Annotated in this window: 22 protein-coding genes and 3 pseudogenes; 23 read left to right on the forward strand and 2 right to left on the reverse strand. The window is 39.1% G+C overall.

The genetic code is table 11. From position 1 onward, the window contains the following. Positions 1-23 precede the first annotated feature (23 nt). From whiA to QSJ81_RS25825, 9 genes and pseudogenes are all read left to right on the forward strand, one after another. Positions 24-962, forward strand: a complete 939-nt coding sequence (whiA, locus tag QSJ81_RS22790) for a DNA-binding protein WhiA (protein ID WP_038673726.1) — start codon at positions 24-26, stop codon at positions 960-962. Continuing rightward, the gene (locus tag QSJ81_RS22795) at positions 955-1,704 is read left to right on the forward strand and encodes a polysaccharide deacetylase family protein (protein ID WP_285719643.1); all 750 of its coding nucleotides are present in this window, start codon (positions 955-957) and stop codon (positions 1,702-1,704) included. Before whiA ends, QSJ81_RS22795 begins: the two co-directional genes overlap by 8 nt. A 115-nt stretch (positions 1,705-1,819) precedes the next feature. Then, positions 1,820-2,857, forward strand: coding sequence for a cytochrome c biogenesis ResB family protein (locus tag QSJ81_RS22800; RefSeq protein WP_285719644.1), 1,038 nt, complete (start codon positions 1,820-1,822; stop codon positions 2,855-2,857). A 126-nt stretch (positions 2,858-2,983) separates the two neighbouring features. After that, on the forward strand, positions 2,984-3,814 hold the full coding sequence (gene ccsB / locus QSJ81_RS22805; protein WP_285719645.1) for a c-type cytochrome biogenesis protein CcsB: 831 nt from the start codon (positions 2,984-2,986) through the stop codon (positions 3,812-3,814). A 59-nt stretch (positions 3,815-3,873) separates the two neighbouring features. Further along, positions 3,874-4,347 (forward strand): cytochrome c3 family protein, encoded by a 474-nt coding sequence (locus QSJ81_RS22810; RefSeq protein ID WP_285719646.1) that lies wholly within the window; start codon positions 3,874-3,876, stop codon positions 4,345-4,347. Then, positions 4,340-5,620 (forward strand): ammonia-forming cytochrome c nitrite reductase subunit c552, encoded by a 1,281-nt coding sequence (locus QSJ81_RS22815; RefSeq protein WP_285719647.1) that lies wholly within the window; start codon positions 4,340-4,342, stop codon positions 5,618-5,620. The genes QSJ81_RS22810 and QSJ81_RS22815 overlap by 8 nt, the downstream gene beginning before the upstream one ends. 125 nt (positions 5,621-5,745) lie before the next feature. After that, positions 5,746-6,816, forward strand: coding sequence for a copper amine oxidase (locus QSJ81_RS22820; RefSeq protein ID WP_285719648.1), 1,071 nt, complete (start codon positions 5,746-5,748; stop codon positions 6,814-6,816). A gap of 68 nt (positions 6,817-6,884) precedes the next feature. Beyond that, positions 6,885-7,239: pseudogene (locus tag QSJ81_RS25820) on the forward strand (transposase); the annotation flags it as partial. Between the two features lie 269 nt (positions 7,240-7,508). Next, a pseudogene (locus tag QSJ81_RS25825) lies at positions 7,509-7,704 on the forward strand (transposase); the annotation flags it as partial. Positions 7,705-7,937: 233 nt separating this feature from the next. Here the strand turns inward: QSJ81_RS25825 and QSJ81_RS22830 are convergent. Further along, positions 7,938-9,317, reverse strand: a complete 1,380-nt coding sequence (locus QSJ81_RS22830; RefSeq protein WP_285719649.1) for a radical SAM/SPASM domain-containing protein — start codon at positions 9,315-9,317, stop codon at positions 7,938-7,940. Continuing rightward, entirely contained in the window at positions 9,314-9,439 is a 126-nt protein-coding gene (locus QSJ81_RS22835) for a hypothetical protein (protein WP_285719650.1), read from the reverse strand. Before QSJ81_RS22835 ends, QSJ81_RS22830 begins: the two co-directional genes overlap by 4 nt. A gap of 250 nt (positions 9,440-9,689) precedes the next feature. Between QSJ81_RS22835 and QSJ81_RS25830 the strand changes: the two are divergent. The 14 genes and pseudogenes from QSJ81_RS25830 to QSJ81_RS22900 all read left to right on the forward strand — a co-directional run. Next, a pseudogene (locus tag QSJ81_RS25830) lies at positions 9,690-9,848 on the forward strand (IS5/IS1182 family transposase); the annotation flags it as partial. Positions 9,849-9,981: 133 nt separating this feature from the next. After that, on the forward strand, positions 9,982-10,980 hold the full coding sequence (pta, locus tag QSJ81_RS22840; protein ID WP_285719651.1) for a phosphate acetyltransferase: 999 nt from the start codon (positions 9,982-9,984) through the stop codon (positions 10,978-10,980). 341 nt (positions 10,981-11,321) lie between these two features. Beyond that, positions 11,322-12,347, forward strand: coding sequence for a TRAP transporter substrate-binding protein (locus tag QSJ81_RS22845; protein WP_285719652.1), 1,026 nt, complete (start codon positions 11,322-11,324; stop codon positions 12,345-12,347). Positions 12,348-12,414: 67 nt separating this feature from the next. After that, the gene (locus tag QSJ81_RS22850) at positions 12,415-14,256 is read left to right on the forward strand and encodes a TRAP transporter large permease (protein WP_285719653.1); all 1,842 of its coding nucleotides are present in this window, start codon (positions 12,415-12,417) and stop codon (positions 14,254-14,256) included. A gap of 530 nt (positions 14,257-14,786) precedes the next feature. Further along, entirely contained in the window at positions 14,787-14,927 is a 141-nt protein-coding gene (gene scfA, locus QSJ81_RS22855) for a six-cysteine ranthipeptide SCIFF (RefSeq protein ID WP_017531201.1), read from the forward strand. A 186-nt stretch (positions 14,928-15,113) separates the two neighbouring features. After that, complete coding sequence (gene scfB, locus QSJ81_RS22860) at positions 15,114-16,469, forward strand: thioether cross-link-forming SCIFF peptide maturase (RefSeq protein ID WP_285719654.1); 1,356 nt, start codon at positions 15,114-15,116, stop codon at positions 16,467-16,469. Between the two features lie 16 nt (positions 16,470-16,485). After that, complete coding sequence (gene hypF, locus QSJ81_RS22865) at positions 16,486-18,744, forward strand: carbamoyltransferase HypF (RefSeq protein WP_285719655.1); 2,259 nt, start codon at positions 16,486-16,488, stop codon at positions 18,742-18,744. Positions 18,745-18,748: 4 nt separating this feature from the next. Beyond that, positions 18,749-18,976, forward strand: coding sequence for a HypC/HybG/HupF family hydrogenase formation chaperone (locus QSJ81_RS22870; RefSeq protein WP_285719656.1), 228 nt, complete (start codon positions 18,749-18,751; stop codon positions 18,974-18,976). Further along, a complete protein-coding gene (gene hypD, locus QSJ81_RS22875) occupies positions 18,960-20,060 on the forward strand; it encodes a hydrogenase formation protein HypD (RefSeq protein WP_285719657.1) in 1,101 nt (366 codons plus the stop codon). Before QSJ81_RS22870 ends, hypD begins: the two co-directional genes overlap by 17 nt. Continuing rightward, positions 20,057-21,067 carry a hydrogenase expression/formation protein HypE gene (gene hypE / locus QSJ81_RS22880; RefSeq protein WP_285719658.1) on the forward strand — a complete coding sequence of 337 codons (1,011 nt, stop codon included), beginning with the start codon at positions 20,057-20,059 and terminating at the stop codon, positions 21,065-21,067. Before hypD ends, hypE begins: the two co-directional genes overlap by 4 nt. A 13-nt stretch (positions 21,068-21,080) precedes the next feature. Further along, complete coding sequence (gene rpoN / locus QSJ81_RS22885; protein WP_285719659.1) at positions 21,081-22,478, forward strand: RNA polymerase factor sigma-54; 1,398 nt, start codon at positions 21,081-21,083, stop codon at positions 22,476-22,478. A gap of 317 nt (positions 22,479-22,795) precedes the next feature. Next, positions 22,796-23,455 carry an MgtC/SapB family protein gene (locus QSJ81_RS22890; RefSeq protein WP_285719660.1) on the forward strand — a complete coding sequence of 220 codons (660 nt, stop codon included), beginning with the start codon at positions 22,796-22,798 and terminating at the stop codon, positions 23,453-23,455. Positions 23,456-23,700: 245 nt separating this feature from the next. Continuing rightward, complete coding sequence (locus tag QSJ81_RS22895; protein ID WP_038673697.1) at positions 23,701-24,291, forward strand: glycerol-3-phosphate responsive antiterminator; 591 nt, start codon at positions 23,701-23,703, stop codon at positions 24,289-24,291. A gap of 573 nt (positions 24,292-24,864) precedes the next feature. Then, positions 24,865-25,452: a glycerol-3-phosphate responsive antiterminator gene (locus QSJ81_RS22900; protein WP_285719661.1), complete on the forward strand. Its 588-nt coding sequence runs from the start codon at positions 24,865-24,867 to the stop codon at positions 25,450-25,452. Positions 25,453-25,461: the final 9 nt, after the last annotated feature.

Here is a 25,461-nt window from a genome sequence, read left to right on the forward strand (position 1 = left end):
GGCTTGACTGGAGTGAATGAAATATGTCTTCTTATTCTGCTGAAGTGAGAAATGAATTGGCTCGTATTGTGGGAGAGCAGGAATGTTGCAATGTAGCAGAACTAGCTTCCCTTATTCGTATGGGTGGTACCATGTTAATTGGTGGGAATAGTAGTCTGGGCATTAATTTTACTACCGAAAATGCGGCTGTAGCGCGTAAAGCCCTAACTTTAATTAAGAGTGGCTTTCATTTAAAAACAGAAGTAGTTGTCACCCGTGGCCGTCGCTTGAAAAAAAATAATTCTTATTTAATTAAAGTAGTGCCATCCCCAGTAGTAACAGAATTACTGTCTGTACTTGGGATTATGCGTGGCGATAATTTGAATGTAAAAAGTGATAGTGGTATTTTACGCAAGGCCTGCTGTCGCCGGGCCTATTTACGTGGTTCCTTTTTGGGTGGCGGTTCAGTGAACAAACCGGAAGGGGACTATCATCTAGAGTTGGTTACAGGAAATTTAGATTTTGCTAAAACTTTGGTAAGGTTAATGAAATATTTTTCTCTGCCTGTTCGTATGACAGAACGAAAGAATGATTATATTGTTTATTTAAAAGATGGTGATGCCATAACCAGCTTTTTACGGATTATTGGCGCGCATAATGCACTTATGACCTTTGAAAATGTGCGTGTGGTAAAAGAAATGCGCAATCAGGTGAATCGCCTAGTGAACTGTGAAACGGCCAATTTGCAAAAGACCGTGAATGCGGCGGTTAGACAGGTAAAGTGCATTCAATTAATTGCTCTACGGATTGGCCTAAATAAACTCCCCCATTCTTTAAGAGAGGTTGCAGATTTAAGGTTAGCTCATCCAGAAGCCACTTTGCAGGAATTGGTAGATGCTATGGATGGCCGAGTCGGAAGATCAGGCATGAATCACCGATTGCGCAAAATAGAGCAGATTGCGATGGAGTTGGAACATGAATAAATATATGGCACTAGGTGCCCTTTTCATTGTAGTTGTCTTTAGTTGGATTGTTTGGCCAACAGCTGGGGTGCCTATTTTGGCTTATCATCAGGTAAGTGAAGAGGATGATATCTATAGCGTAACAGCGAGTCAGTTTGAGGATCAAATGAAATATTTGCAGGAAAATGGTTATCATGCTATTTCCTTAGAGGACTTATTTAAATCTTATCAAGGACAAGGTAATTTGCCGGAGAAACCAGTGGTGATTACCTTTGATGATGGTTATGAAGATAATTATCTTACGGCTTTGCCTATTATGGAAAAGTACGGTATGAGGGCTACCGTTTTTGTTGTACCTAGCTTAGTGGGAACAACAGAGTATTTGTCATGGCAGCAAGTAAGTGCATTAGAGGAGAGACATACGGAGATCGGGTCCCACACAATGTCTCATATTGCATTAAATGAAATTAGTCCAGAGGAGCAACGCCACGAAATAGAAGATTCAAAAACAGTTTTAGAGCAACATATTGGTAAGCCTGTTGTCTTTTTTGCCTATCCTTACGGGCAATTTACGGGAACTACGGAGCAAATTCTGCGGGAGGCAGGATACCAAGGAGCTTGTTCAGGGGTTGCTGGACTGAATCGAAGCAGTACAGATGTATTTGCCTTGAAACGGGTTAATGTGCCTCATCCAAAGTACGGCTTATGGGAATTTCGTTTGCGTCTATTCAGGGCTCATCTCTATAGTAAGCTAGGGCTATAACAAAAAAATAAGCTTAAACCATATCAACTTATGGTTTAAGCTTATTTTTTTTACGTATTGTGGAATACTATTTTCATTCGAGTCAACCACAAGCAAAAAAGAGGTGAGGCGTATTATGGCTGAAAAAGATGTTGCCCTACAAGGGGAAGCTCATAAACAAGGTAAGTTATTTTTAAAAGCAATGAAAGCTTGTAGCTCTATAAAGGTAGGCATGGTGCTGTTATTACTATTAATTGGGGCATCCATGGCTGGTACAATCATTTCGGTAAAAGGCTACGATGTGTATCATAGTCTAGTTTTTAGGATATTACTACTCTTAGTATGTAGTGCCATTTTTCTCCGCAGTGTGTGGCAGTTTTCTATCCTTTACTCTTCAAAGTATAGGACAAGGCTTTCTTCTTGGGGAAGTTTGCTTGTACATGTAGCAATTCTACTCATTGTAATGGGGGCATTATATGGTAATCAATATGGTTTTAGTGAGGAAATTAATCTGCCTGTAGGTAGTAGTTATGAGATTAACAATAGTAAGTACGGGATTGATGAACCTTTTTCCTTGCAGCTCCAAAAATTTGAAACGAGATATAATCCAGATCACTCTGTGTCTGACTGGGTGAGTTATATTATTATTCTAGGTGAGGGGGAAGAAGCAGCGGCACAGGAGATAAAAGTCAATCATCCCTATACGTATCATGGAGTTAGTGTCTATCAATCATCTTTTGGTATGGCCATGAAAACTCAGTATTTGAGTAATGAGGGGAATGTGCTCCAGGAGGCTAGTTTAGAAGAAGGTAACGCAATGGTGCTTGAGGAACAGCCTGGTGTGATGATTCGATTTATGCGGTATATACCTAGCCCTACTCCTCAGGTTTTATACATCGTATATAAAGATGGGCGGGAATATGATTGGGGGGCATTGCCTCTAGGTAGCAGTAAGTCCATTGGCAATGCTATAGGTATGGTAAGTTTCAAAGAAGCCCAGCCCTTTTCTGGTTTACTGATAAAACGAGATCCAGGGATTTCCTTTGTGTGGACGGGGTTTGTCTTATTGGCTTTTGGCTTTTTTTTAAGCTTATATAAAAAAGATAATACGGTTTTTGAACCACAAAGGCACAATACCACTAACGTGGTACATAAAGGAGAAAAAATAATTTAACCGCAGAGTGCGCTGAGAGGATTTTTATAACCTTAGCTTTTCTCTGTGTCCTCTGTGTCTCTGCGGTTAAAAAATATCAGTGTTTTTTATAGTAGTAGAAAAAATAGTAAGGAAGAGTGAAAATAGTTGGGAAACTGGGAAAAAGAGTTTTTTAGTATTGCTTTTATTAGTTATTTTGTAGCCAGTTGTTTGTATATTGGACATTTAATTTGGTTGAAAGAAAAATTGGGGAGCTGGGCAAGAATTTTCACTATTCTTGGGTTTCTTGTTAATACATTAGCCATGGCAGCTCGCACCATAAATGCTGGGCACATTCCTTTTGCTAATATGTACGAGTTTGGCATGGCTTTTGTTTGGGGGATTACCCTACTCTATATTTACATAGAGTATCGTCATAAAAATTATTCCCTGGGGGCCTTTATATTGCCAGTGGCTTTTGTGCTTACGGGCATATTTTCTAATTTTTATCAAGAAGCCCATCCTCTGATGCCTGCTCTCAAAAGCAATTGGCTACTAGTACATGTCATAACAGCTGTTATTGCCTATGGAGCATTGGCTATTTCTTTTGCCTTAGCTCTCATGTATTTATGGAAGCAGCGTATTGAGGAAACGGGAGAGCAGGGCCCCATTATGAGTAAGTTACCGCCTTTAGTTACATTAAGTGCTTTGGTGAATCAATGTATTGATTTGGCGGTGCCTTTTTTAACTCTGCTCATAATAACAGGTGCTGTTTGGGCAGAATATGCTTGGGGATCATATTGGCGATGGGATCCTAAAGAAACCTGGTCTTTAATTACCTGGTTAATCTATGCAATTTATCTTCACGGACGTGTTTCTTTAGGTTGGCGAGGAAAAAAGGCCATGAATTGGGCAGTTGTTGGCTTTATCACCGTTCTATTTACCTTTATCGGTGTAAATGTGTTATTGCCAGGTTTACATAGTTATGCGTTGCTTTAGAATACGGACAACATCGTGCTGTAAGTCTTTACTGGAAGGTATTGAAAGGGGTGGGATGATTGGATCTAGGAGAGTTGTTATCCCGTAGTTCGCTGAAATTAATTTTGCTAGGCATTATTGTCGCTGTAGTGGGAATGTTGTTATCCGGGGCTAGTTTTGTCTATTCTAGCGGTCCCGATTTTTGTGGAAGCTGCCATTCTATGGAGCATGTATATTACACATGGCAGGCATCCAATCATAAACAATTTACCTGTAGTGATTGTCATGTTCCTCATGATAATATTGTAGAAACCATGTACGTTAAGGGGGAAAATGGTATGCGGGACGTATACCATGAATTTTTACGAGATTACCCTGATACTCTATATTTCACATCAAAGGGTAAAGAAATTGCGAATGGAAACTGCTTGCGTTGTCATGCCTCCGTTGTGGAAAACACTCACTTAGCACAGGGGAAACTAAATTGCATCACGTGTCATAGGGGTGTTGCTCACGGGCAAAAAATGGTTCCAGGAGGGGTTAGAGTTGAGTAGAGCACAGAGATTTTTAGCAGTATTTTTAGGTATGATGGTGCTTTTTTTTGGTTTTGTAGTAGTGCGCGTTTGGGCTTTAAAACCATCTTCTACAATTAAATTATCTCCCATAGCCGCTGGGGAGTATGATCCGGCAGTATGGGGCAAAGCATATCCTCTTGAATATGCAAGTTATCAAAAGAATCTAGAACAAGCACCATCACCAACAGGGTATGGGGGCAGCGTAAAAGTGCAGAAAGCTGATATGCAACCTGAAATATATGTTAATTTTAAGGGCAATCCTTTTAGTAAAGATTATACTGAAGAGCGAGGACATCTATACTCCTTGGATGATCTTAGAGAATCTAAGCGTATTGGGCCTACAAGCAAAGGTGCCTGTATTACTTGCAAAACCCCCTATATAGAAGAGTTCTACAAGCAATCGGGTTGGGGCTTTGCTAACCAGCCGCTTTCGGGGCTCATAGAACAGTCCAAGCATCCTGTAAGCTGCGCTAATTGTCACGATCCAGAGACAATGAACCTTAGGGTGATAAATCCTGCCTTTATTGAAGCGATGGGGCGAAAAGGAGTGGATGTAACAAAAGCCAGCCGGGAAGAAATGCGTAGCTATGTCTGTGGACAGTGTCATGCAGAATACTATTTTGAACCTGAAACAACAAGAGTTGTGTTTCCTTGGGATAAAGGTGTAACACCGCAAGAGATGTATCAGTATTATGAAACGAAACCCAATGGATTTGCCCAAGACTTCATTCACCCTGATTCCAAAACTCCAGTGCTCAAAGCGCAGCACCCTGATTTTGAAGAATGGCAGAATGGTGTACATGGTAAATTCGGCGTGTCTTGTGCTGACTGTCATATGCCCTATATTCGTGAGAATGGGAAAAAGTATAGTTCCCATTGGATGACAAGTCCTTTAAAAAACTTAGATGCTTCCTGTATGCCTTGTCATAAAGAGGGCACGGATCAACTCTACAATCAAGTGAAGGCAGAGCAGGATAATGTTTGGCAATTGCAACATACAGCGGGCATGAACGTGGCAAAGGCTCATGAAACTATAACAAAAGCTGGGAATAACCCGAATGCCAATCAAGCAGAACTTGGTAATGCTCGGGAATTATTGCGTCGGGCTCAGTGGTACTGGGATTATGTCGCTGCTGCAAATAGTATGGGCTTTCATAATTCAGTGCAGGAATTACACACTCTAGGCCAGTCTATTGATCTATCTCACCAAGCTATTGATGCGGCAAATCGAGCAATTGGTAATCAATTGTAAAATACAGATAAGACCCTTTGGCTATAGTTGTTTACAAATAACTGCCAAATGGGTCTTATTTTGTCATTTTACATACTATACAGGTGTTGGTATAATGATGCTATGTCCAAAAAGGGGGTAGCATAATGAATTGGTTTAAAACTGGCGTATTAGCGCTTATCATGCCTGTAATGTTACATAGTACAGCACTGGCATCTACTGTATATTCTACGGTGAAATTGGATGGTTTGAAATTACCAGAGTGGTCAACAACTGTATCGCCTTATGGCGGCAAACTATTATTATCAGATAGCCCAGAGACGGTGCCTGATGATGGAATTATGTATCAGGATACTGTAGACGGTGATATTCGCTTATTTTTTCACCACGTAAACGGCACTCAAGTAAACAAAAAAATTATTGTTTTATTAGAAAATGCTGATGAGGTGTACCCGGCTCATGTTACTGTAACAAAGTTTGGATTAGGTGGACCAAGTTTGGATTATCTAGAGGTTGGTAAAAAGGTACAAAAAGATTATTTGCAGGATGAGAACTTATATCTGTTAGAGGTTCCTGAAAAGGGCTCCAGAAGTTTAATTTCCTTTCTTGATACAAGTATTGTAGAGCCTAATATGCTTGTAAACGGCATGTACGATTTCAAAACAGATCGTCCTATTACTGTAAAAGTAATGATGATGCCTGTGGACGCGGATATTCAGGAGTTTGCGAGAGCAGCAAAAGTATTGCCAGCGGATCAGTATCGATTACGTGGAACATTTGAAGGCAAAGATCGTTTAGTTGTAGGAAAAGAAGTCTACGATAGCAAGCAAAGTGGGGCAGTTGCTCTTACCTTAGCAGATAATCACATTGACCCTTATGTCACAGGGATTGATGCTACAGATGGTACATCTACCTTAAATTATGGCAATTACGGTATTGTATATAAGGTATTCTTGCCCTCCATGTCAGGCGGAAAAGCATCTTATTACTTAAATCCACGGGGTGGAGAATATGCAGGGTGGTTGGGTTTAGAATATCGACATCAAGATGAACACTCCATACCGACACCTGCTGATGTTATGTCTTTTGGTTCTAAAAAAATCAGTGAGAGTGCTTTTCTTGGTACCTATGAAACAGGAAAAGCAGTATGGTTAACCTTCAGCCCACCAGGCGCTTCCAATCTACCTATAAAATTAATTATTGCTCCAGCAAAATAAAGACTAGAGTCAAGGACGGTTCGAAGCCACTGAAAAAATCGAATATCCAGTATGATCCCGGTAATAGCCGTCCAGCTAAAGAGCCGGAAATGATGGCTAAACTATTGATATTGCAGTATCTATATAATTTATCTGATGTAAAAAATAATTGAAGAAGTCTCATTGAACTTAGCATATATGTGGTTTATTGGCATTAATCCTGATGAAGAGTTGACGGATGCAAGTTTACTTGCCAAATTTAGAACACAAAGACTTAAAGGTACTAGTATTGATGATATTATTCAGGAAGTAGTTCATCAATGTATAGAAAAGGGTATTATTAAAAGCAATGGGCTTAGCATAGATGCTACTCATACAACGGCTAATACAATTAAGAAAGTACCGGAACGAATCATGAAACATTTGGCGAAAAAATATTTAAAAGTTTAGAAAAAGAGTACGGAGAAATACCTTTAAGTGCTTCAGTATACAAAATTGATGATACTAAGTTTAGTTATAATAAAGATAGCGACCAATGGTTTTGCGAAATGGGGTACTATACAGTAGTCAAGAAATGCCGGCAGCAAAAAAACAAGGCCAGTATGTTAACATATACATTTGATAAAGAAAATTGTATAGGCTGTCCCAATAGAGCCCAGTGTATCAACGGAAATTCTAAGACAAAGCGGTTATCTATCGGAATCCATGCTGGTGAATATTATGAATACAGTCAGCAACAGAATGGAATTCGAAAAGTATAAAAAACGTGCTAGCCATGAATGGAAGAATGGCGAAATGAAGCGCTTTCATGGATTAGACCGTGCCCGGGGGCACGGTCTAAAAAGTATGAGCACTCAAGCTAAACTAACTGCTTTGGCGGTTAATTTAAAAAGGATAGCAGCTCTGCTATTCTTATATCTTACTTATTTAAAACAAATTCTTTGTAGAATGGAGGCTTTATCGAGAATTTTCATAAAGTAAGCTGATTATACCGCTTAAAGATAAGGCTTTTTCAGTGGTTTCGAACCGTCCCTTGACTCTTATTTTATCGCTATAAGAAGTAACGCATCAGTGCCGTTATTAAAAGTAAAACTAATAGAAATAGAAATGATGACCGATGAACTATTATTAAATAAATGGCTTCATAATGTATTTTTGCACTCTCGACATAAAGGAAACTCAGAGGAATCGTTATTTAAAATTGCATTGTGTAACTTTACTGTTTGTTGGCCAGTCCAAATCCGATCAATACCGTCCGTTGAATGCCCCAACTTCAGAACGCCATCTATATCGTAGCAGCATGGAGTAATGTCTCCATTCCATAGAACATTTAATTTTCCCAAAGGTTCTTTACAGAAGAATACTTCTTCATTTACACTATTCTGCATGCTTTTCATAAGCTCCATTTTACCTTCACTATTAAAAAACACCGGTTCACGATTACGTGTTAAGGAAATATAAAGAATACGGTCTGCAAATTGGGCCATCGGTTTCAAAAAAACTTCAGCTTTATTATACGCATCCTCAGAATGATCAGCAACAATAGTGGAAATAAAAATATTAATGTCTTTCGATAAGCCCAAGCTTTCACGAGCACAATATAAATTCTTTACATTGTTTAGAATCATCTGGTATGAAGAGCCTCGTCGCACTTTTTCATAAGAAGATTCACTCATTCCGTCAATGCTAATTCCAATAACATTGGGTTTTGCTTTCAAGAGATTTTCACAGATAAATTCGTCATTGAGAAGCAAACCGTTTGTTTGAAGTACAATGGTACAACCTTCCTTTTTTACGATTTCAATCATTTCCGAAAAAGAATCATGAAGTAAAGGTTCTCCCATAAAAAAGAACTTTATGGCGCCTCTTCGAATCGCGTTAATCGTTCCTCCAAAGACCAGGTGCTCTAACGGCAATGTTAAATATTTACTACTCCATCCATTAAAAATATTACGAAACAAATCAATATCCATAAATCCCATCGTGCGTTTCATCTTTTCCCTTGGACACATTGTACATCTCATATTACAGATATTGGTCGGTTCAATTTGTAGCATGTTAGGTGAACGGGGTACAAAACAAGCCCCTTCTGCCGTATCAACCCGGTGCCATTGATTCATCACTATTTCAGCAGCCGTCGACAATACCTGATCGCCTGTTTGTGCAGCATAGTCCCTAATTTTTGTAGCTGCATCCAAATGCTTATTTTCCCAAAACAACAAAACATTATTAAAAAAGCCTTCCAATAATTCTAATTGCATTTGAATTTTGGAAACAAAAAATTCTCCATTGGAATCTAAAGTCAATTTTTCAATTTGATTTAATATGATTTTAAGATTTGAAATTCCCGCAAGTGGATTGCCTTGTGCAATGTAAGCCATAGCCAAAGAATAGTGAATATGTACGTATTGAAGATGAGAAGGCACATTTAAATAATTTTCTGAAATGGCAGAGATTATACCAGTATAGTCTCTATTAGCATTTCGCACTGATAAGTCTTGATACCAACGTTCATTATTCAATATTCCCCCTCCCCAATTAGTTGATCAGTCGAATTTACAACAGGTTGCCCTTTCGAAGCAAAAACTACAGAAATAATATTTAACACTATGAAACAGGTAATAACAATTAGGCTTTTTTCCAATTTATAAACCTCCTAATTTAATATTGGTAATTTTACTAATTACATAATACACCTTTTTCCTATCAATTTCCTCCCTTGAAAGATATAGAACTACAAATACCTCAGGCATGAGTCAAGGGATGGTCACTGAAAAAGTCGAATATCCAGTATAAATCCCGGTAATTTGGTATAATTATAGTAGATTATACTAATAATTATGGGGGAAATAAAATGCTTAAGAAGCTTTACCCCAAACGAAAGATTCGTTATAACAGAGTTCTATGGAGATAAAGCCTATTTTCGCAAGCCAATACTTGATCTGTTAAAAGAAGATAAAGTGGAGACAATTATACCTATAAGTGCTTCAGTATACAAAATTGATGATACTAAGTTTAGTTATAATAAAGAGAGCGACCAATTTTCAGTGGTTTCGAAGGATCCTTGACTCTTCTTTTCTTTTAAGATATTCTAGAAGAAAAAGGGAAAACATGGATAATTATGCCAAGTAGGACGTTAACCCTAGCTTAGTAGGATAAAGAAAAAAAGCAAGGAGAGGTTAGTGAATGAATTTTCTTGAAGAAATGAAGCAAAAAGCAAGGGCCAGTAAAAAGAGAATTGTTCTACCGGAAGGGACTGACCTGCGAGTTTTGACGGCAGCTAGTGCGGCAGCGAAAGAAGGACTTGCTGAGCTTATACTAGTTGGTAATAAAATAGACATTTTAAAAGCTGCTGGGGAAATTGACTTATCCCAAGTTTTAATTGTTGATGTTGCTACAGCAGAAAAGAAAGAAGAGTATATTGAAAGCTTTTATGAATTAAGAAAAGCAAAAGGGATTACAAAAGACCAAGCACGTGAGCTAATGAAAGATCCAGTGTATTTTGGCAACATGATGATAAAACAAAATGATGCTGATGGGCTGGTTTCTGGAGCCATTCACTCAACAGCAGATACCTTAAGACCTGCGCTGCAAATTATTAAGACAGCACCGGGGACTAGTTTGGTATCATCCTTTTTTATTATGGTGATTCCTGATTGCAAATATGGACAAGACGGCGTATTTTTATTCTCTGATTGTGGCTTAAACGAAAATCCAAATGCAGATCAACTTTCAGAGATTGCAATTTCTTCGGCTCACACGATGAAAGGTTTACTGGGTATTACTCCAATTGTCGCCATGCTTTCTTATTCCACTTACGGAAGTGCGAATAGTGAGCTTACGCAAAAAGTAGTACAAGCAACTGCTTTGGCAAAACAAAAGGCACCGGATTTGCTGATTGACGGAGAAATGCAAGTAGATGCAGCTTTGGTGGCAAGAACTGCTAAACTGAAAGCTCCTAATAGTGCGGTAGCAGGGCAAGCAAATGTGCTGATATTTCCAGATTTAAATGCAGGAAATATTGGCTATAAGCTTACGGAACGGCTAGCGAAAGCGCAAGCTTACGGCCCGATTACTCAGGGGTTAGCAAAGCCAATTAATGATTTATCAAGAGGGTGCAAAGCGGAAGATATTATTGGCGTCATTGCGATGACGGCAGTTCAAGCGCAAGCAAAGCATTCATAAGAGATAGGCAAAAAGCTGAGTCAAGGAAAGGACCTTGACTCAGCTTTTTTTTTTTTTTTGCGTATTCAGCTTTAGATGTGAAAAAGTATTCCGTATTGTGGAAAAATCATTAAATTCAGAAAACTTAGCAGGGTTTTTAATCCTAAAGGGCGTATGTATATCATATGATAGAATTAAAGTCCATATGGTGGATTGGAAGGGGGCATTTCTAAACGGGTAGTCAGTTGTTGTAGGTTAGGTGGAAATAGTAAGTAAATGTAAGGATTAAAGTATATCTTGTCATTAACCAAAGAAGAACCAATGTTAAAAGAGCTTTTGCGTGCTCAAATATAGGGGGAATAATGATGAAAAAGTCAAAGATGCTAATGCTTACCATAGCTGCCGTTTTTCTAATAGGAACGATTCTTACGGGATGCGGTGGCCAAAAAACATCCACTCAGCAACCAGCAGCTGGACCCAAGTACAAATTAAAATTAGCTACTCAGTTGCCAGAAAGTCACCCTATTGCGGCAGCTGCCATTTTATACGCTAAAAAGGTTAAGGAAAAGAGTAATGGAGAAATTGAAATTACTGTATTTAATAACGGAGCACTAGGCCAAGAACGTGATTTAGTTGAAGGAATGAAAATAGGGACAGTTGATATGGCAAATGTCAATAGTGCTCTTATGACAAGCTTTGCCCCTCGATGGCAGGTGTTTAGCCTACCATATCTTTTTCAATCAGAAGAACATATGTATAAGGTTGTGAATGGCCCCATCGGACAACAGCTTTTTAAAGAAATTGAACCAAGTGGTCTGAAAGGTTTAGCTTACCAGTGGAGTGGTTTTCGCAGCATAACAACTAAAAAGGGGCCAGTAAATGTTCCAGAAGATTTAAAAGGGCTAAAGATTCGTACTATGCCTGCTAAGACAATGGTTGATGGCATTAATGCTATGGGCGGTATTGCTACGCCGATGGATCAAGGTGCTGTATATAATGCATTACAATCTGGAATACTTGATGGTTGGGAAAATAATCCCGCCACTGTACTGTCTTTTAAAATGAATGAAGTATGTCCTTATTTTTCCTATACAAATCATTTTGCCGCTCCTAATATTTTGCTAATAAGCCAAAAGAGCTGGGCAAAACTTTCGCCTGAAGCACAAAAGGTATTAATGGAAGTTTCCGCAGAATCGCAAAAAGACGAGAGTGAAATATTCAAGAAAACGGAGAAAGACGTTGTTGAAAAACTAAAAGCCGCTGGGATGAAGTTTAATGATGTGAACACAGAGCCTTTCTTTGAAAGAGCTAAGCCCCTTTGGAAGTCATTAGAGGAAGTAGTAGGTAAAGATACATTTGATGAGATAGAGAAATTGCGTAGCAAATAATAGGTAAGGTTATTATAGTGGTTGGATTTATCCAGCCACTATAATAACAGTCATGGAGGAAAAAACTATGATTAAATTTTTACGTTTCATCAGTGATCGAGTCAATAGCTTTGCGAAGGGCTTATTACTTGCTGCAGCCTGTACCATGGTAACAGCGGTGTTTATGCAAATTATCTTTCGCTATGTATTAAAAATGCCTTTATCTTGGTCCGAGGAATTAGCGCGTTATGCATTTATGTGGACGACTTTTCTCGGAGCATCCGTTGCATTACGGTACAATTCGCTTCCCAATATCACTATGTGTGTAAAGCTGCTGCCGATAAAAATGAGGCCCTACTTATTTTTAGTGACACGTGGTATATCTGCACTTTTTTGTTATCATTTCCTTGTTGAGGGTACTCGACTTGCGATAGCAGTCATTCCTGATAAAACGCCAGCTCTGGATTTTACCATATCCTGGGCTTATGCTGCATTGCCAGTTGGTGGTCTATTTATGCTGATTCACACATTGTACTTAGTAGCTGAAGAGTCCCAGGAAAAATTCGGAAATTCGGTACTAGGTATAGGTATTATGTTGGCAGTCGCTGCAGGTTTTTCTTTGATAACTAGTCAACCATTTGAACAAATTAACTTGCTATTGATTGTCTTACTATTACTGTTCTTTGGGATGAGTGTGCCGATCTTTGTTTCTTTAGCGATGGTAACGGTAGTAGCCTTTACTACTACGGGGGATATTCCTCTGACGATTGTCCCTCAGCGTATGTTTGTTGGCTTAGATTCTTTTACATTGATGGCAGTTCCCTTTTTTATGTTAGCTGGTGCAATTATGCATGAAGGTGGCATTGCCCTCCGGTTAATAAACTTTGCGAGTTCTTTGGTGGGGTGGATTCGCGGCGGTTTGATTCCAGCCAACGTACTTGCCAGTGTTATCTTTGCCGATATGTCTGGTTCGGCGGCATCTGATACTGCCGCTATTGGTAATGTTATGATGCCAGGTATGATTAAGCGAGGTTATGATAAAAACTTTGTTACCGCGTTGCAGGCTGCAGCTGGATCATTAGGTGTACAATTCCCACCAAGTTCCGGTATGTTGTTATATGCTTTTGTCGCCAATGTTTCTATTACTCATTTATTTATGGCTTCCTTTATCCCTGGCTTTCTAGTAGCTCTATCATTTATCATAACTGGTCTAATCATAGCCCGTAGACATAACTATCCTGCTGAGAAGTGGGTAGGATTTAAAAATCTAGGCAAAGCATTTATTCATTCAATATGGGCTTTATTTACGCCTATTTTAATTTTAGGAGGCATATTAGGGGGCTTATTTACTGCCACAGAAGCGGGTGCTGTTACGGTAGTATATGCGTTACTTGTCAGTACTGTTTTTTATAAGGAATTGCCACTGAGTAAAATCCCAGAAGTCGTGACAACTGGTGCTGTTAATACGGCACGAGTTATGTCTATCGCTTCAGCTGGAATGCTGTTAGCTTGGTATTTGGCATCTCAGCAAATACCTCAAGAAATCGCTGGCATGCTATTTAGTATTACCAATGAGCCTTTCTGGATTTTAGTAATCGTTAATATCTTCCTGATTTTAATTCATACGGTACTAGAAACAGGAACGTGCATTTTAGTGGTCGTCCCGATCCTCTTACCAGCAATGTTAGCTGCAGGGGTTGATCCGATTCATTTTGGTATTATTGTAGCGATCAATTCGGCTTTAGGTATGATTTTACCGCCAATTGGCATTTGCTTATTTGTTTCAACAGCAATTACTAATATTAGTCTCGAGGCTGTTACCAAAGCGGTATGGCCATTCGCATTGGCTAACTTAATCGTTTTGTCTGTAGTCACAGCTTGTCCTTGGATTGTTCAAATATTGCCTGGTATGATGGGAATGCTAAAATGAACGAACTAGTTTGGTTAGCTCTTAATTCAGAAAAGGAAACTATCGCAATAAACGATGGTTTCCTTTTTGTGATATCAGAATTTATAAGTTTCTAGTTAAAAAGATTGAACCACAAAGACACAATGCCGCTATCGCGGCACACAAAAAAGATGGGAAGGAAATAGATAGAACCCCTTTGTGTCTTTGTGGTTCAAAAAGGACGCGTAGTATTTTTCTTATTATGATAGAAAGTATACATTTTTGATATTGATAGTATGTAGCGCTTTGTAGAAAAAACGATAAAACACGAAGGTCGCGAAGAGGCACAAAGAACACGAAGGGTTATCTACTTCGTGTCCTTCATATTCTTCATGTCTTCGTGCTTAAAATGCTTTTATCAATATGCACAAGGCGTGTTAACGTTTTTCTTACTTTTCGAATAAGATACTATTTTACGATTGAACACAATTTCTAATACCTATTGCTTAGTGTTAGAAAAACGTATAAAATAGGTTAAGCAAGAATAAAAATAAGGGCAAGGAGGGATTATCATGGCAAAGCATATTATTACTGTTAATAAAGCTTCTCTACAAGAAACTGTACATACTGGTGGCTGTGGAGAGTGCCAAACTTCCTGCCAATCGGCCTGCAAGACATCATGCACCGTTGGCAATCAGGTCTGCCAGAAGTAGACCGTAAAGACAGCCCTCTGTCCAGTTGGCAGAGGGCTTGATTTTAAGAATGAATGAACCACAAAGGCACAATGTCGCTAGCGTGACACACAAAGGGAAAAATGAAGTTTCTTTGTGTCCTCTGTGTCTTTGTGGTTTAAATTTTTTAGTAGTTTAGTACAAATAAATTAGTTTAAAGGTGAAAAAATGAATATACATAAGTTTTATTTAAATGGTTTATATATTATATTGGATATTAATAGTGGGGCTGTCCACGTTGTAGATAAAATGGTTTATGATATGATGGACGTGTTTGATGGTAGTAATGATGAGGCTGTAATGGCCGCATTTTCTAGTCAATATGCTGCCGATGATCTGGCAGATGTATTAGTAGAACTTCATGAACTAATGAATGATAATAAGTTATTTTCAAAAATGCCAGAAGTACCTTTGCACTTTAGTCAAAAACCTTTGGTTAAGTCTGTGTGTTTGCATGTGGCTCATGATTGTAATTTACGCTGTAATTATTGTTTCGCAGGAACAGGAGACTTCGGGCATACCCGGGGCTTAATGAGTAAAGAAGTAGCAGAACGTGCCGTGGAATTTATTATTGAAAATAGTGGGCCACGAATTAATAGCGAAATTGACTTTTTTGGTGGCGAACCGTTGATGAATATGGATACTGTACGTCATGCTGTAACCTATATTCGCCGTCGTGAATTAGAAACTGGTAAAAAGTTTAAACTAACTTTGACGACCAATGGCGTACTTTTAAATGATGAAATTAATCAATATCTGAATGAAAATAATATTAGTTTGGTGCTTAGTTTAGATGGAAGACGTGAAGTGCACGACAAAATGCGTCCTTGTGTCAATGGTGCGGGTAGTTACGATATGATTTTAAAAAATGTAACAAAAACCATTGATTCTCGTAATGGACAAAACTATTATTTGCGCGGTACTTTTACGGCACATAATTTAGATTTTGCTGCGGATGTTTTAGATATTGCAGACAAAGGATTTACTCAATTGTCTGTGGAGCCAGTTGTTGCAGAGGATTGTGATTATGCTTTAACGGAAGAACACCTTCCAAAATTATTTGCAGAATATGAAACATTGGCAAAAGCTTATTTAGAGCGCAAACGTAAGGGACAAGGGTTTGAATTCTTTCACTTTAATTTAGATCTTAATAATGGACCATGTGTGGCCAAACGTTTAAGTGGCTGCGGTGCTGGTCACGAGTATTATGCTGTTACTCCAGAAGGAGACTTATATCCTTGTCATCAATTCGTTGGGCGGGAAGAATTCTTATTAGGTGATGTTTTTGAAGGTGTGAAGAATACCCAATTACCAGAAAAATTCCGTCAGAGTCATGTATTAAATAAGGCAGAATGCCGTGATTGTTGGGCACGTTTTTATTGTAGCGGTGGCTGTCATGCTAATGCAGATTTATTTAACAAGGACATTAACATTCCTTATAAAATTGGCTGTGAACTACAGAAAAAACGCTTAGAGTGTGCTCTGATGATTCAGTCCTTACTAACATTGGAGAACGGAAAATAGTAGAGGAGACAATACTATGCAGCGTCTTACCATTCATATACACGGTATTGTACAAGGGGTGGGTTTCCGCCCCTTTGTTTATAATCTAGCGCAGCGCTATCATTTGGTTGGTTGGGTGCTGAATAACTCTGAAGGTGTGGAGATTGAAATAGAAGGGACCTCCATGGAGGTCTCTCTTTTTTTGCAAGAACTAAAAAAAACGGCTCCTCCTTTAGCAGTAATGGATGAAATACTTGTTACTCCCTGTAGTCTTAAGGGCGGAGATGATTTTACCATTCGGTATAGTCTTGGGCAGGACACAAGAACAGCTTGGGTATCTGCTGATATAGGAACTTGTGCTGATTGTCAAAGGGAAATTAAGGATCCTAAAGATAGACGATATGGTTACGCTTTTACTAATTGTACCAATTGTGGTCCCCGTTACAGTATTATTAAAGATGTTCCTTATGACAGAGACACTACCACGATGAAGGATTTCTCCATGTGTCCTATTTGCCAAGCTGAGTATGAGGATCCTACCAATCGTCGATTTCATGCCCAGCCCAATGCTTGTCCAGAATGCGGCCCTCATTATCAACTTCTTACAAAGTCAGGGGGAAGTTTATCCTCTAATGTATTTACGGAAACCAAAAGGTTGATTGCATTAGGTCATATCATAGCAGTAAAAGGGATTGGCGGTTATCACTTAGCTTGTGATGCCCGTCAAGAGCAAGCCGTAAATAGTTTACGTCAGCGTAAACTTCGAGAGGCTAAGCCCTTTGCAGTAATGTGCGGTAGTATCGAAACCGTGAAAAAATTGTGTGAAGTATCAGCTGAAGAAGAAGCCTTGTTAGTGGATGCTTCAAGGCCGATTGTGTTACTAACGAAAAAACCGGATTATGATTTAGCAGAAAGTATTGGGGTAGGCACTAGTTTTCTAGGTGTAATGTTGCCCTATACTCCTCTTCATTACCTGCTACTTGCAGAAGACGATGTCTGGGTAATGACGAGCGGTAACGTAAGTGATGAGCCTATTGCTTATGAGGAGCAGGATGCATTAAAAAAACTGGGAAATATTGCAGATTATTTTTTAGTGCATAATCGGGAAATATTTCAGCCTAGTGATGACTCTGTAGCTCGGATTGTAGATGATAAGCGACAAATCTTGCGACGAAGTCGAGGTTTTGCCCCGAAACCGCTAAAAATTTCCCGGGAAATGTCGTCTATTTTAGCAGTTGGTGGCGAAGTGAAAAATACCTTTTGTCTAACTCGAGGGCCTTTTGTCTTTATGAGTTGTCATATGGGGGATTTGGAAAATTTAGCGACATATCAGGCTTATCTTGCTGCAATGGAGCATTATCAAAAGTTATTTGCCATTCATCCTACAGTGGTGGCCTATGACTTGCATCCTGAATATATCGCCACGAAATATGCATTATCTCTTGATATCCCTAAGGTCGGGGTGCAGCATCATCACGCTCATATTGCTTCTGTACTGGCGGAATATGGGCTCGAAGAGCAGGTAATTGGTGTTGCTTTTGATGGGACTGGTTATGGAGCGGATGGGAACTTATGGGGGGGAGAATTCTTCCTAGCGGATTGCCGAGATTTTGTCCGTGTGGGTCACTGTAAGTATTTACCTTTGCCTGGAGGTGCAAAAGCCATAAAACAACCATGGCGCATGGCGGCTTGGGTGTTATATAATTTATATGGCAATGAATTTGTTAACTTTTCTTTAGATGTGACTCGTAGTTTGCCTGCAGGATGGCAGTTGCTGATGGATGCGACTTATAAAGGAATTAATGCTCCGATTACATCGAGTGCTGGCAGGTTATTTGATATTGCATCTGGAATATTAGGGCTTTGTAGTGAAATACATTATGAAGGGCAAGCCGCGATTGTACTAGAGCATGCAGGGCAAGGAGAGTTTGGGGAAATATTACCATATTGTATTTCAGGGGAAAGTCCTTATGTTTTGGATTTTATGCCAACTTTTGCCGCTCTAACGGAGGCTCTTAGGCAAGGTGGTAAAGTACCTTTTTTAGCCGCTTGTTTTCATGTCACGATTGCCGATGCCATCGTAACAATGGTTAAGCGAATTGGACAAGATACGGGGATAAAAAAAGTAGCTTTAAGTGGTGGTGTATGGCAAAATATAACGATGCTACAAAAAGTATTCGGAATGTTACAACAAGATGGTTTTACTGTATATAGTAACCAACAGGTTCCGCCGAATGATGGAGGACTTGCCTTGGGGCAAGCTGTTGTCGCTGGGGCCCGTATAAGGGAGAGGTGATTTTATGTGTTTAGCAGTACCAGGGAAAGTATTAGAACGGCAAGATATGTTGGCAACAATTGAAGTTGGTGGTGTGACGAGAAAAGTAAGTCTGATGCTTTTACCTGAAGCTCAGGTTGGAGATTTTGTTTTGATTCATGCTGGATTCGCTGTGCAGAGGATTGATGAGGAAGAGGCGGAAAAGACACTTGCATTATTCAAGGAGTTGGAAGAATATGCTGCAAATGAATAATGAAGAAATAAGGAAGGCAGCGGATTTTTTTACTCAAGAAATCGCAAAATTGGCAGGTAATAGATCAGTTCGTTTAATGGAAGTATGCGGTACTCATACTGTCGCTATTTTTAAGGCTGGTATTCGCCAACTTTTACCTGAAAATGTTGAATTAGTCAGCGGTCCTGGATGTCCTGTGTGTGTAACGCCCAATAATTATTTAGATACAGCCATTGCTTACAGTCGAAAATCTGATGTTATGATTGCTACTTTTGGGGATATGCTAAAAGTACCTGGATCTTCTTCTACATTAGCGGCTGAAAAGGCGCAAGGAGCAGATATTCGTATTGTATATTCCTCTTTAGAGGGATTGGAACTTGCTAAAAGGTATCCAAATAAAAAAGTGATTTTTTTAGCAGTAGGTTTTGAAACTACTGCTCCTACTGCAGCGGCAGCAGTCTTGATGGCAGAGGTAGAAAAGATTACTAATTTTTATCTATTATCTTCTCATAAATTGGTGCCGCCTGCACTTAGGGCTTTATTGTCGTCGGGAGATAGTAAAGTAGATGGGTTTTTATTGCCAGGTCATGTTAGTGCTATGATTGGATTGGCGCCCTATGAGTTTTTAAGCAAGGAATATAACACGCCGGCTGTTGTGGCTGGTTTTGAACCATTGGATATTTTACAGTCGGTATATATGTTACTGCGGCAGCTAGACTGTGGTGTAGCTAAAGTGGAAAATCAGTATCGTCGTATTGTGCCAAAGGAGGGTAATCCAGCAGCTTGTGAGGTACTATCAACAGTATACCAAGCAGCAGATGCTCAGTGGCGTGGTATTGGTCATCTAAAAAAATCTGGACTGGCCATGCAAGAAAAGTATCAAAAATTTGATGCCTTGTTAAATATTCCAGTTGCAGTGGAGGAGACCAAAGAGGCTAAGGGATGCCAGTGTGGAAATGTATTGCGAGGTCTAGTGCTCCCCGCAGCTTGTCCTTTATTTGGCAAAACCTGCAAGCCCGAGCATCCTATTGGATCCTGTATGGTATCCATCGAAGGTACTTGCGCAGCATGGTATAAGTACGGAGCCGGGAGGTGGCAGGTATGAAAAAAGACTATATTCAGCTAGCCCATGGTAGTGGTGGTAAACTTAGCCATGATCTGGTGAAAAAGGTTATGTGGCCTGCTTTTGCCAATGAAATATTAGGACAAATGGATGATGGCGCTCAATTGAATATGAATGGCTGTCGTTTAGCCTTTTCTACAGACTCCTATGTTGTGAAACCATTATTTTTTTCTGGTGGTGATATTGGCAAGTTGGCGGTATGTGGTACAGTGAATGATGTGGCTATGAATGGTGCAATTCCTTTATATCTAAGTGCTGGATTTATACTAGAAGAGGGTTTCCCCATGGAAAGTTTAGAGCGGATTGTTGCCTCGATGCAAAGAGCGGCAGCTGAGGCAGGAGTAAAGATTGTAACAGGGGATACAAAGGTTGTAGAAAAAGGCGCTGTCGATGGTATTTATATAAATACTTCGGGTATTGGAAGGATAATCGATGGGACTAATGTTTCGGGCAGCAATGCAAAAGTAGGTCAGGACATTATTTTAAGTGGTTATTTAGGAGATCATGCCTTGGCAGTAATGAGTGAACGTCATGGCTTACAATTTCCGCAAAGTGTAGTGAGTGATTGTGCACCTTTGAATGGTTTGGTAAAAAGCATACTCACTGCAGCTCCTAATATTGCTGTATTACGGGATCCGACACGAGGTGGACTAGCGACTACTCTGAATGAGATTGCTCTTCAATCCCAAGTAGGTATTATGCTAGAGGAGAGTAGTATTCCAATATCGCCAGCGGTACAAGCTGCCTGTGATATTTTAGGATTTGATCCTCTATATCTAGCGAATGAAGGAAAAATGATAGTCTTTGTGGAACATGAATGCACAAGGCAAGTACTAGATATCATACAACAACATGTTTATGGACGTGAGGCTCGAGTAATCGGTAAAGTTGTTAAAGAGCCTAACGGACAGGTGGGACTTCGTACCAATATTGGTGGAGTAAGGTTATTAGATATGCTGGTAGGCGATCAATTGCCTCGCATATGTTAAATCGTTATAGGAGGTGATTCCTATCAACCTGGGTTATGGTCTTAAATTAGAGTTAAACCAAAAACTGATGATGACACCTGAGTTACGTCAAGCAATCGCAATTTTGCAACTTTCTGCTTTAGAACTTTCTGAGATGATAGAACAAGAAGTGCTGGAGAATCCTGTGTTAGAAATAGCGGAAAAGCAAAGCGATGAGCCGGAAGCAGAGATGGATGAGCCCCGAAGGGAAAAGGAACAATTGGATGATTATCTAAATTGGGACGATTATTTTAACCAAGGGATGGACAAGAAGTCCGAATATATGGTAGCAGATGAAAAAACTACCGTAGAAAAATTTGTCAATAGTAATGTTTCCTTGCATGAACATTTGGAATTTCAATTGCATTTAGCAGTGAGAGATGAGGCAACCAAAATAGTAGGAAACTATTTAATTGGTTGTATTGATGAAAATGGTTATTTATGTGGTACTTTATCAGAGGCTGCTAGTAATTTAGGTGTAAAGGAAGAAATAGTTCTTGAAGTACTAGAACTCATTCAGACATTTGATCCTCTAGGTGTAGGAGCTCGTGATTTACAAGAGTGCTTACTAATTCAGTATCAACAAAAAGGAATCTATGACCACTTAGTAGCTGATATTATTTCCAATCATCTACCTGATGTGGCCGCGGGTCGCTATAAAGCAATTGCGGAAAAATTAGCATGTAAGCCTCAAGACGTGCAACAGGCTGTTGATGTGATCCGTACCTTAGATCCAAAACCGGGAAGGGCATTTGGTGGTGAACAGTGCAGCTATATTATTGCTGATATGTCCGTAGAACGTGTTAATGGAAAATATGTTATTACGGTAAATGATACCAGTATTCCTCAATTAACCATCAATCCTTATTATCGACGTGTAGCTATGGGAGCTGATAGTGAGTCCAAAAAATTCATTGAAGGCCGCCTAAATTCTGCCGTTTGGCTTATTAAGAGTATTGAACAGCGTCGTCGTACTTTATACAATGTTATGGAAGCGATTATTGAGTTGCAACAGGACTTTTTTGATAAGGGGCCGAAGTTTTTGCGGCCTTTAGTGATGAAGAAAGTAGCTGAGAAGATAGAAGTTCATGAATCTACGGTCAGCCGGGCCATTGCCAATAAATATGTTGACACGCCTCATGGTCTTGTTAGTTTGCGCAGCTTTTTTTCAACAGCAGTGCATAATAGTGAGGGTGGTCAAGATGTTTCAGCAACTAAGGTAAAACAAAAAATTAAAGAGTTAATTGTTGCTGAAGATTCATCTGATCCCTATAGTGATCAGACCTTGTCGGAGATTCTCTGTCAACATGGTATGAAAATATCTAGACGTACTGTGGCAATATATCGGGAGGAGCAAGGCATCGCTTCTTCCGCAAAACGCAAACGATACTGAAAATGGAGACGTAACTGTAAAAGTTACGTCTTTTTTTTCACATAGGCTGCATTTCTTCAGAGATTAGGATAAGAGTAGTAGCTATATCAGCAAAAAGCTTAAAGATAGGAACTTTTAGCTAAAAAAATGGCGAACTGACTGTGGTTGGAAAGAAAGATATCCTTATTCTTATTTCGTTACTTGTCAACACATGTAAGATTTACTATGATATTGTCAATGATTTTGTGTATGAAAAAAAGAATGTATGCTATACTTTATAATAGAGAAAAGAGAGAAAAATATGGTTTGGTACCTTTGCTGCAGGGAGGGTATGGAGTATGTTAGTTGAATGGGAGATGGCTATTCGCTTATTGTTATCAAGTATTCTGGGGGGATTTATTGGTTATGAACGGGAATCACATCATAAGGCGGCAGGTCTTAGGACTCATATTTTAGTATCTATTGGTTCTTGTCTTATCATGATATTATCCATTAAGATCTATTCGTCAGTGCAAGGTCTCACTAACGCTGATCCGGCTCGTTTAGCGGCTCAAGTAGTCAGCGGTATTGGTTTTCTTGGGGCAGGCAGTATTATGAAAGAGGGATCAACAGTTAAAGGGCTGACAACTGCAGCAAGTTTATGGGTAGTATCTGGTGTAGGCTTAGCTGTCGGAAGTGGTTATTATATGGGTGCGTTTATGACGACAGGTTTTGTATTTCTGACGTTGACCATTTTGTCCAGGATAGAGAAGAAGGATCATAAATTTTTGGTAGAGTTGTCTCTTACGACAACGGATAAGCCGGGACAAGTTGGGAAGATTGGCTCTGTACTTGGCCTATATGGAATCCAAATAAGAGATGTAAAAATAAAGGAGCAAGAACAAGACCGACTACAAATGGTTTTTATGGTCTATGTACCTAGACAGGTACAAGGTAATGATGTGACTCTTGCGATCCTTGATATTCCTGGCATTACTTGTGTAAATTTTAATTCTTAATATACACTTAATTAAGAGTAATGGAATACGATAGTATAACAATAAGGCTGAAAACTAATCAAGTGACACCACGAAGCTACGAACCGGCATTGTATTAGTTAACAAATCGGATTGCGGTGGGCATTGCTAAAGGTTATTACATACATGATAATGGCAGAGGAATCCTTAGACTTCGCAGAATTATTATAAGAATCTGAGAATTGGCGTAGTTTTTACTAAGTAAAAATAAAATTGAGGTGGAATAAATGGCATCTTTAGACGTGCTTAAATTTTTAGCCAACGGACCTGTAATTCCGTCGGCCCGATCTCTGGAAGATTTTAAAGTAGCTTTAACCCATACGGTTTCTCCTAGCGTAGTGTTACTTTTTGGTGATATTAATACTCTTCCAGTCTTAATAGCCCAGGCCAATGAGCATAAAAAGCGTATTGTGCTGCATTTAGATTTATTCGATGGTGTTGGTAAGGATAAAGCAGGTATTAAATTCTTAGCTAGGTTGGGTATTCATGCCATTATTACAACAAAATCCCATTTGTGCCGATTTGCTCGAGAGGAAGGTATGATCGTCGTACAGCGATTATTTTTAATGGATTCAGATTCTTTACGTACAGGTCTTAATTTAGTACGTAATTTTAAGCCCGATGCGATTGAAATATTACCAGGATCCGTACCTGCAAGTGTGGTAGAAGAGTTAGTGAGAGAAACAGGCTTACCAATTTTGGCAGGGGGGTTAATACGTACAAAAGAAGATGTAGATCATGCTATTGAACGGGGCATCTCGGCAGTTAGTACCAGCCGTCGTGATCTGTGGGATGATATTATGATAACCAATAATTAAGAATCTTGGGACTAAAAAAGATAAAAGTCTCATAGTGCAAATAAATCTAAATTGTTCTAGCCTTTATAATTAAAACTGTAAGCTTTAATAAAATCCTCTTGATATAAAAAGAAGTATGATTCAGCATATTTCGCTTATATCAAGAGGATTTTATTACTCGGTAAAATAATTAAACTCCAACACTTGAAATCCAAGGAATTGAGAGTGTATGCTCGAATTCCTTTATTTTACACCCGGAATAAAGAGGAGTCTTTAAAATTAAATAATAAAATTTTCAGTTTATTTAGAGGAATATTAGTTTATATAGAGAAGTAATTTATTATAGAAAAAAAGAATCCTGTATATAGAAAAATTGCATTTGATGTTAGAAAATTATAAAAAACTTACTAAGCATAGGCAATACTAATGTAATTTTTGCGTAATATTTAAATAAATAGCTTTGGACTAGAGATTAAAGAGAAGTCCGTTTATTCCTCGGAATATATGCAGGAGGTGTAAATGGGAGTCTCTTCTTATTTATAATTTAGTATGAAACATTTACTAAAGGAATAAGGGAATTGAGGTGGGTAAGTAGTGAATTTAGACGTTCTTGAATATCTGGCAAATGGTCCTGTCATTCCGGCTGCTCGGTCCATGGAAGATTTTAAAGTTGCGCTAAGTCATACGGTTTCTCCGAGCATAGTGTTACTTTTTGGTGATATTAATATTCTCCCATCCTTAATAACCCAGGCAAAGAAGTATAAAAAGCATATTGTACTGCATTTGGATTTATTTAATGGTATTGCAAAGGATAAAGCAGGTATTAAATATTTGGCACGCGTAGGTATTCATGCTATCATTACAACGAAACCTCACTTGTGCAAGTTTGCCCGAGAAGAAGGTATGATCGTTGTACAGAGATTATTTCTAATGGACTCTGCTTCGCTATGTACGGGGCTCCATTTAGTGAATAATTTTAAGCCCGATGCAATAGAAATATTGCCTGGTTCCGTACCTGCAAGTGTGGTGCAAGAACTAGTGCAACAAACAGGTTTACCCATTTTAGCAGGTGGCTTAATTCGTACAAAAGAAGATGTAGACCATGCTATTGAACGGGGCGTCTCGGCAGTCAGCACCAGTCGCCGCGATTTGTGGGATGATATTATGATAACGAAAATTTGATTCATGCAA

The sequence above is a fragment of the Pelosinus sp. IPA-1 genome, from assembly GCF_030269905.1.
Classification (GTDB): Bacteria; Bacillota; Negativicutes; order DSM-13327; family DSM-13327; genus Pelosinus.

Coding starts and splice junctions, on each gene's coding strand:
- QSJ81_RS22845 (WP_285719652.1), top strand. CDS start 11,322: ATGATGAAAAAGTCAAAGATGCTAATGCTTACCATAGCTGCCGTTTTT.
- QSJ81_RS22870 (WP_285719656.1), top strand. CDS start 18,749: ATGTGTTTAGCAGTACCAGGGAAAGTATTAGAACGGCAAGATATGTTG.
- scfA (WP_017531201.1), top strand. CDS start 14,787: ATGGCAAAGCATATTATTACTGTTAATAAAGCTTCTCTACAAGAAACT.
- QSJ81_RS22895 (WP_038673697.1), top strand. CDS start 23,701: ATGGCATCTTTAGACGTGCTTAAATTTTTAGCCAACGGACCTGTAATT.
- hypE (WP_285719658.1), top strand. CDS start 20,057: ATGAAAAAAGACTATATTCAGCTAGCCCATGGTAGTGGTGGTAAACTT.
- pta (WP_285719651.1), top strand. CDS start 9,982: ATGAATTTTCTTGAAGAAATGAAGCAAAAAGCAAGGGCCAGTAAAAAG.
- QSJ81_RS22820 (WP_285719648.1), top strand. CDS start 5,746: ATGAATTGGTTTAAAACTGGCGTATTAGCGCTTATCATGCCTGTAATG.
- QSJ81_RS22890 (WP_285719660.1), top strand. CDS start 22,796: ATGTTAGTTGAATGGGAGATGGCTATTCGCTTATTGTTATCAAGTATT.
- QSJ81_RS22850 (WP_285719653.1), top strand. CDS start 12,415: ATGATTAAATTTTTACGTTTCATCAGTGATCGAGTCAATAGCTTTGCG.
- QSJ81_RS22800 (WP_285719644.1), top strand. CDS start 1,820: ATGGCTGAAAAAGATGTTGCCCTACAAGGGGAAGCTCATAAACAAGGT.
- hypD (WP_285719657.1), top strand. CDS start 18,960: ATGCTGCAAATGAATAATGAAGAAATAAGGAAGGCAGCGGATTTTTTT.
- hypF (WP_285719655.1), top strand. CDS start 16,486: ATGCAGCGTCTTACCATTCATATACACGGTATTGTACAAGGGGTGGGT.
- QSJ81_RS22795 (WP_285719643.1), top strand. CDS start 955: ATGAATAAATATATGGCACTAGGTGCCCTTTTCATTGTAGTTGTCTTT.
- whiA (WP_038673726.1), top strand. CDS start 24: ATGTCTTCTTATTCTGCTGAAGTGAGAAATGAATTGGCTCGTATTGTG.
- scfB (WP_285719654.1), top strand. CDS start 15,114: ATGAATATACATAAGTTTTATTTAAATGGTTTATATATTATATTGGAT.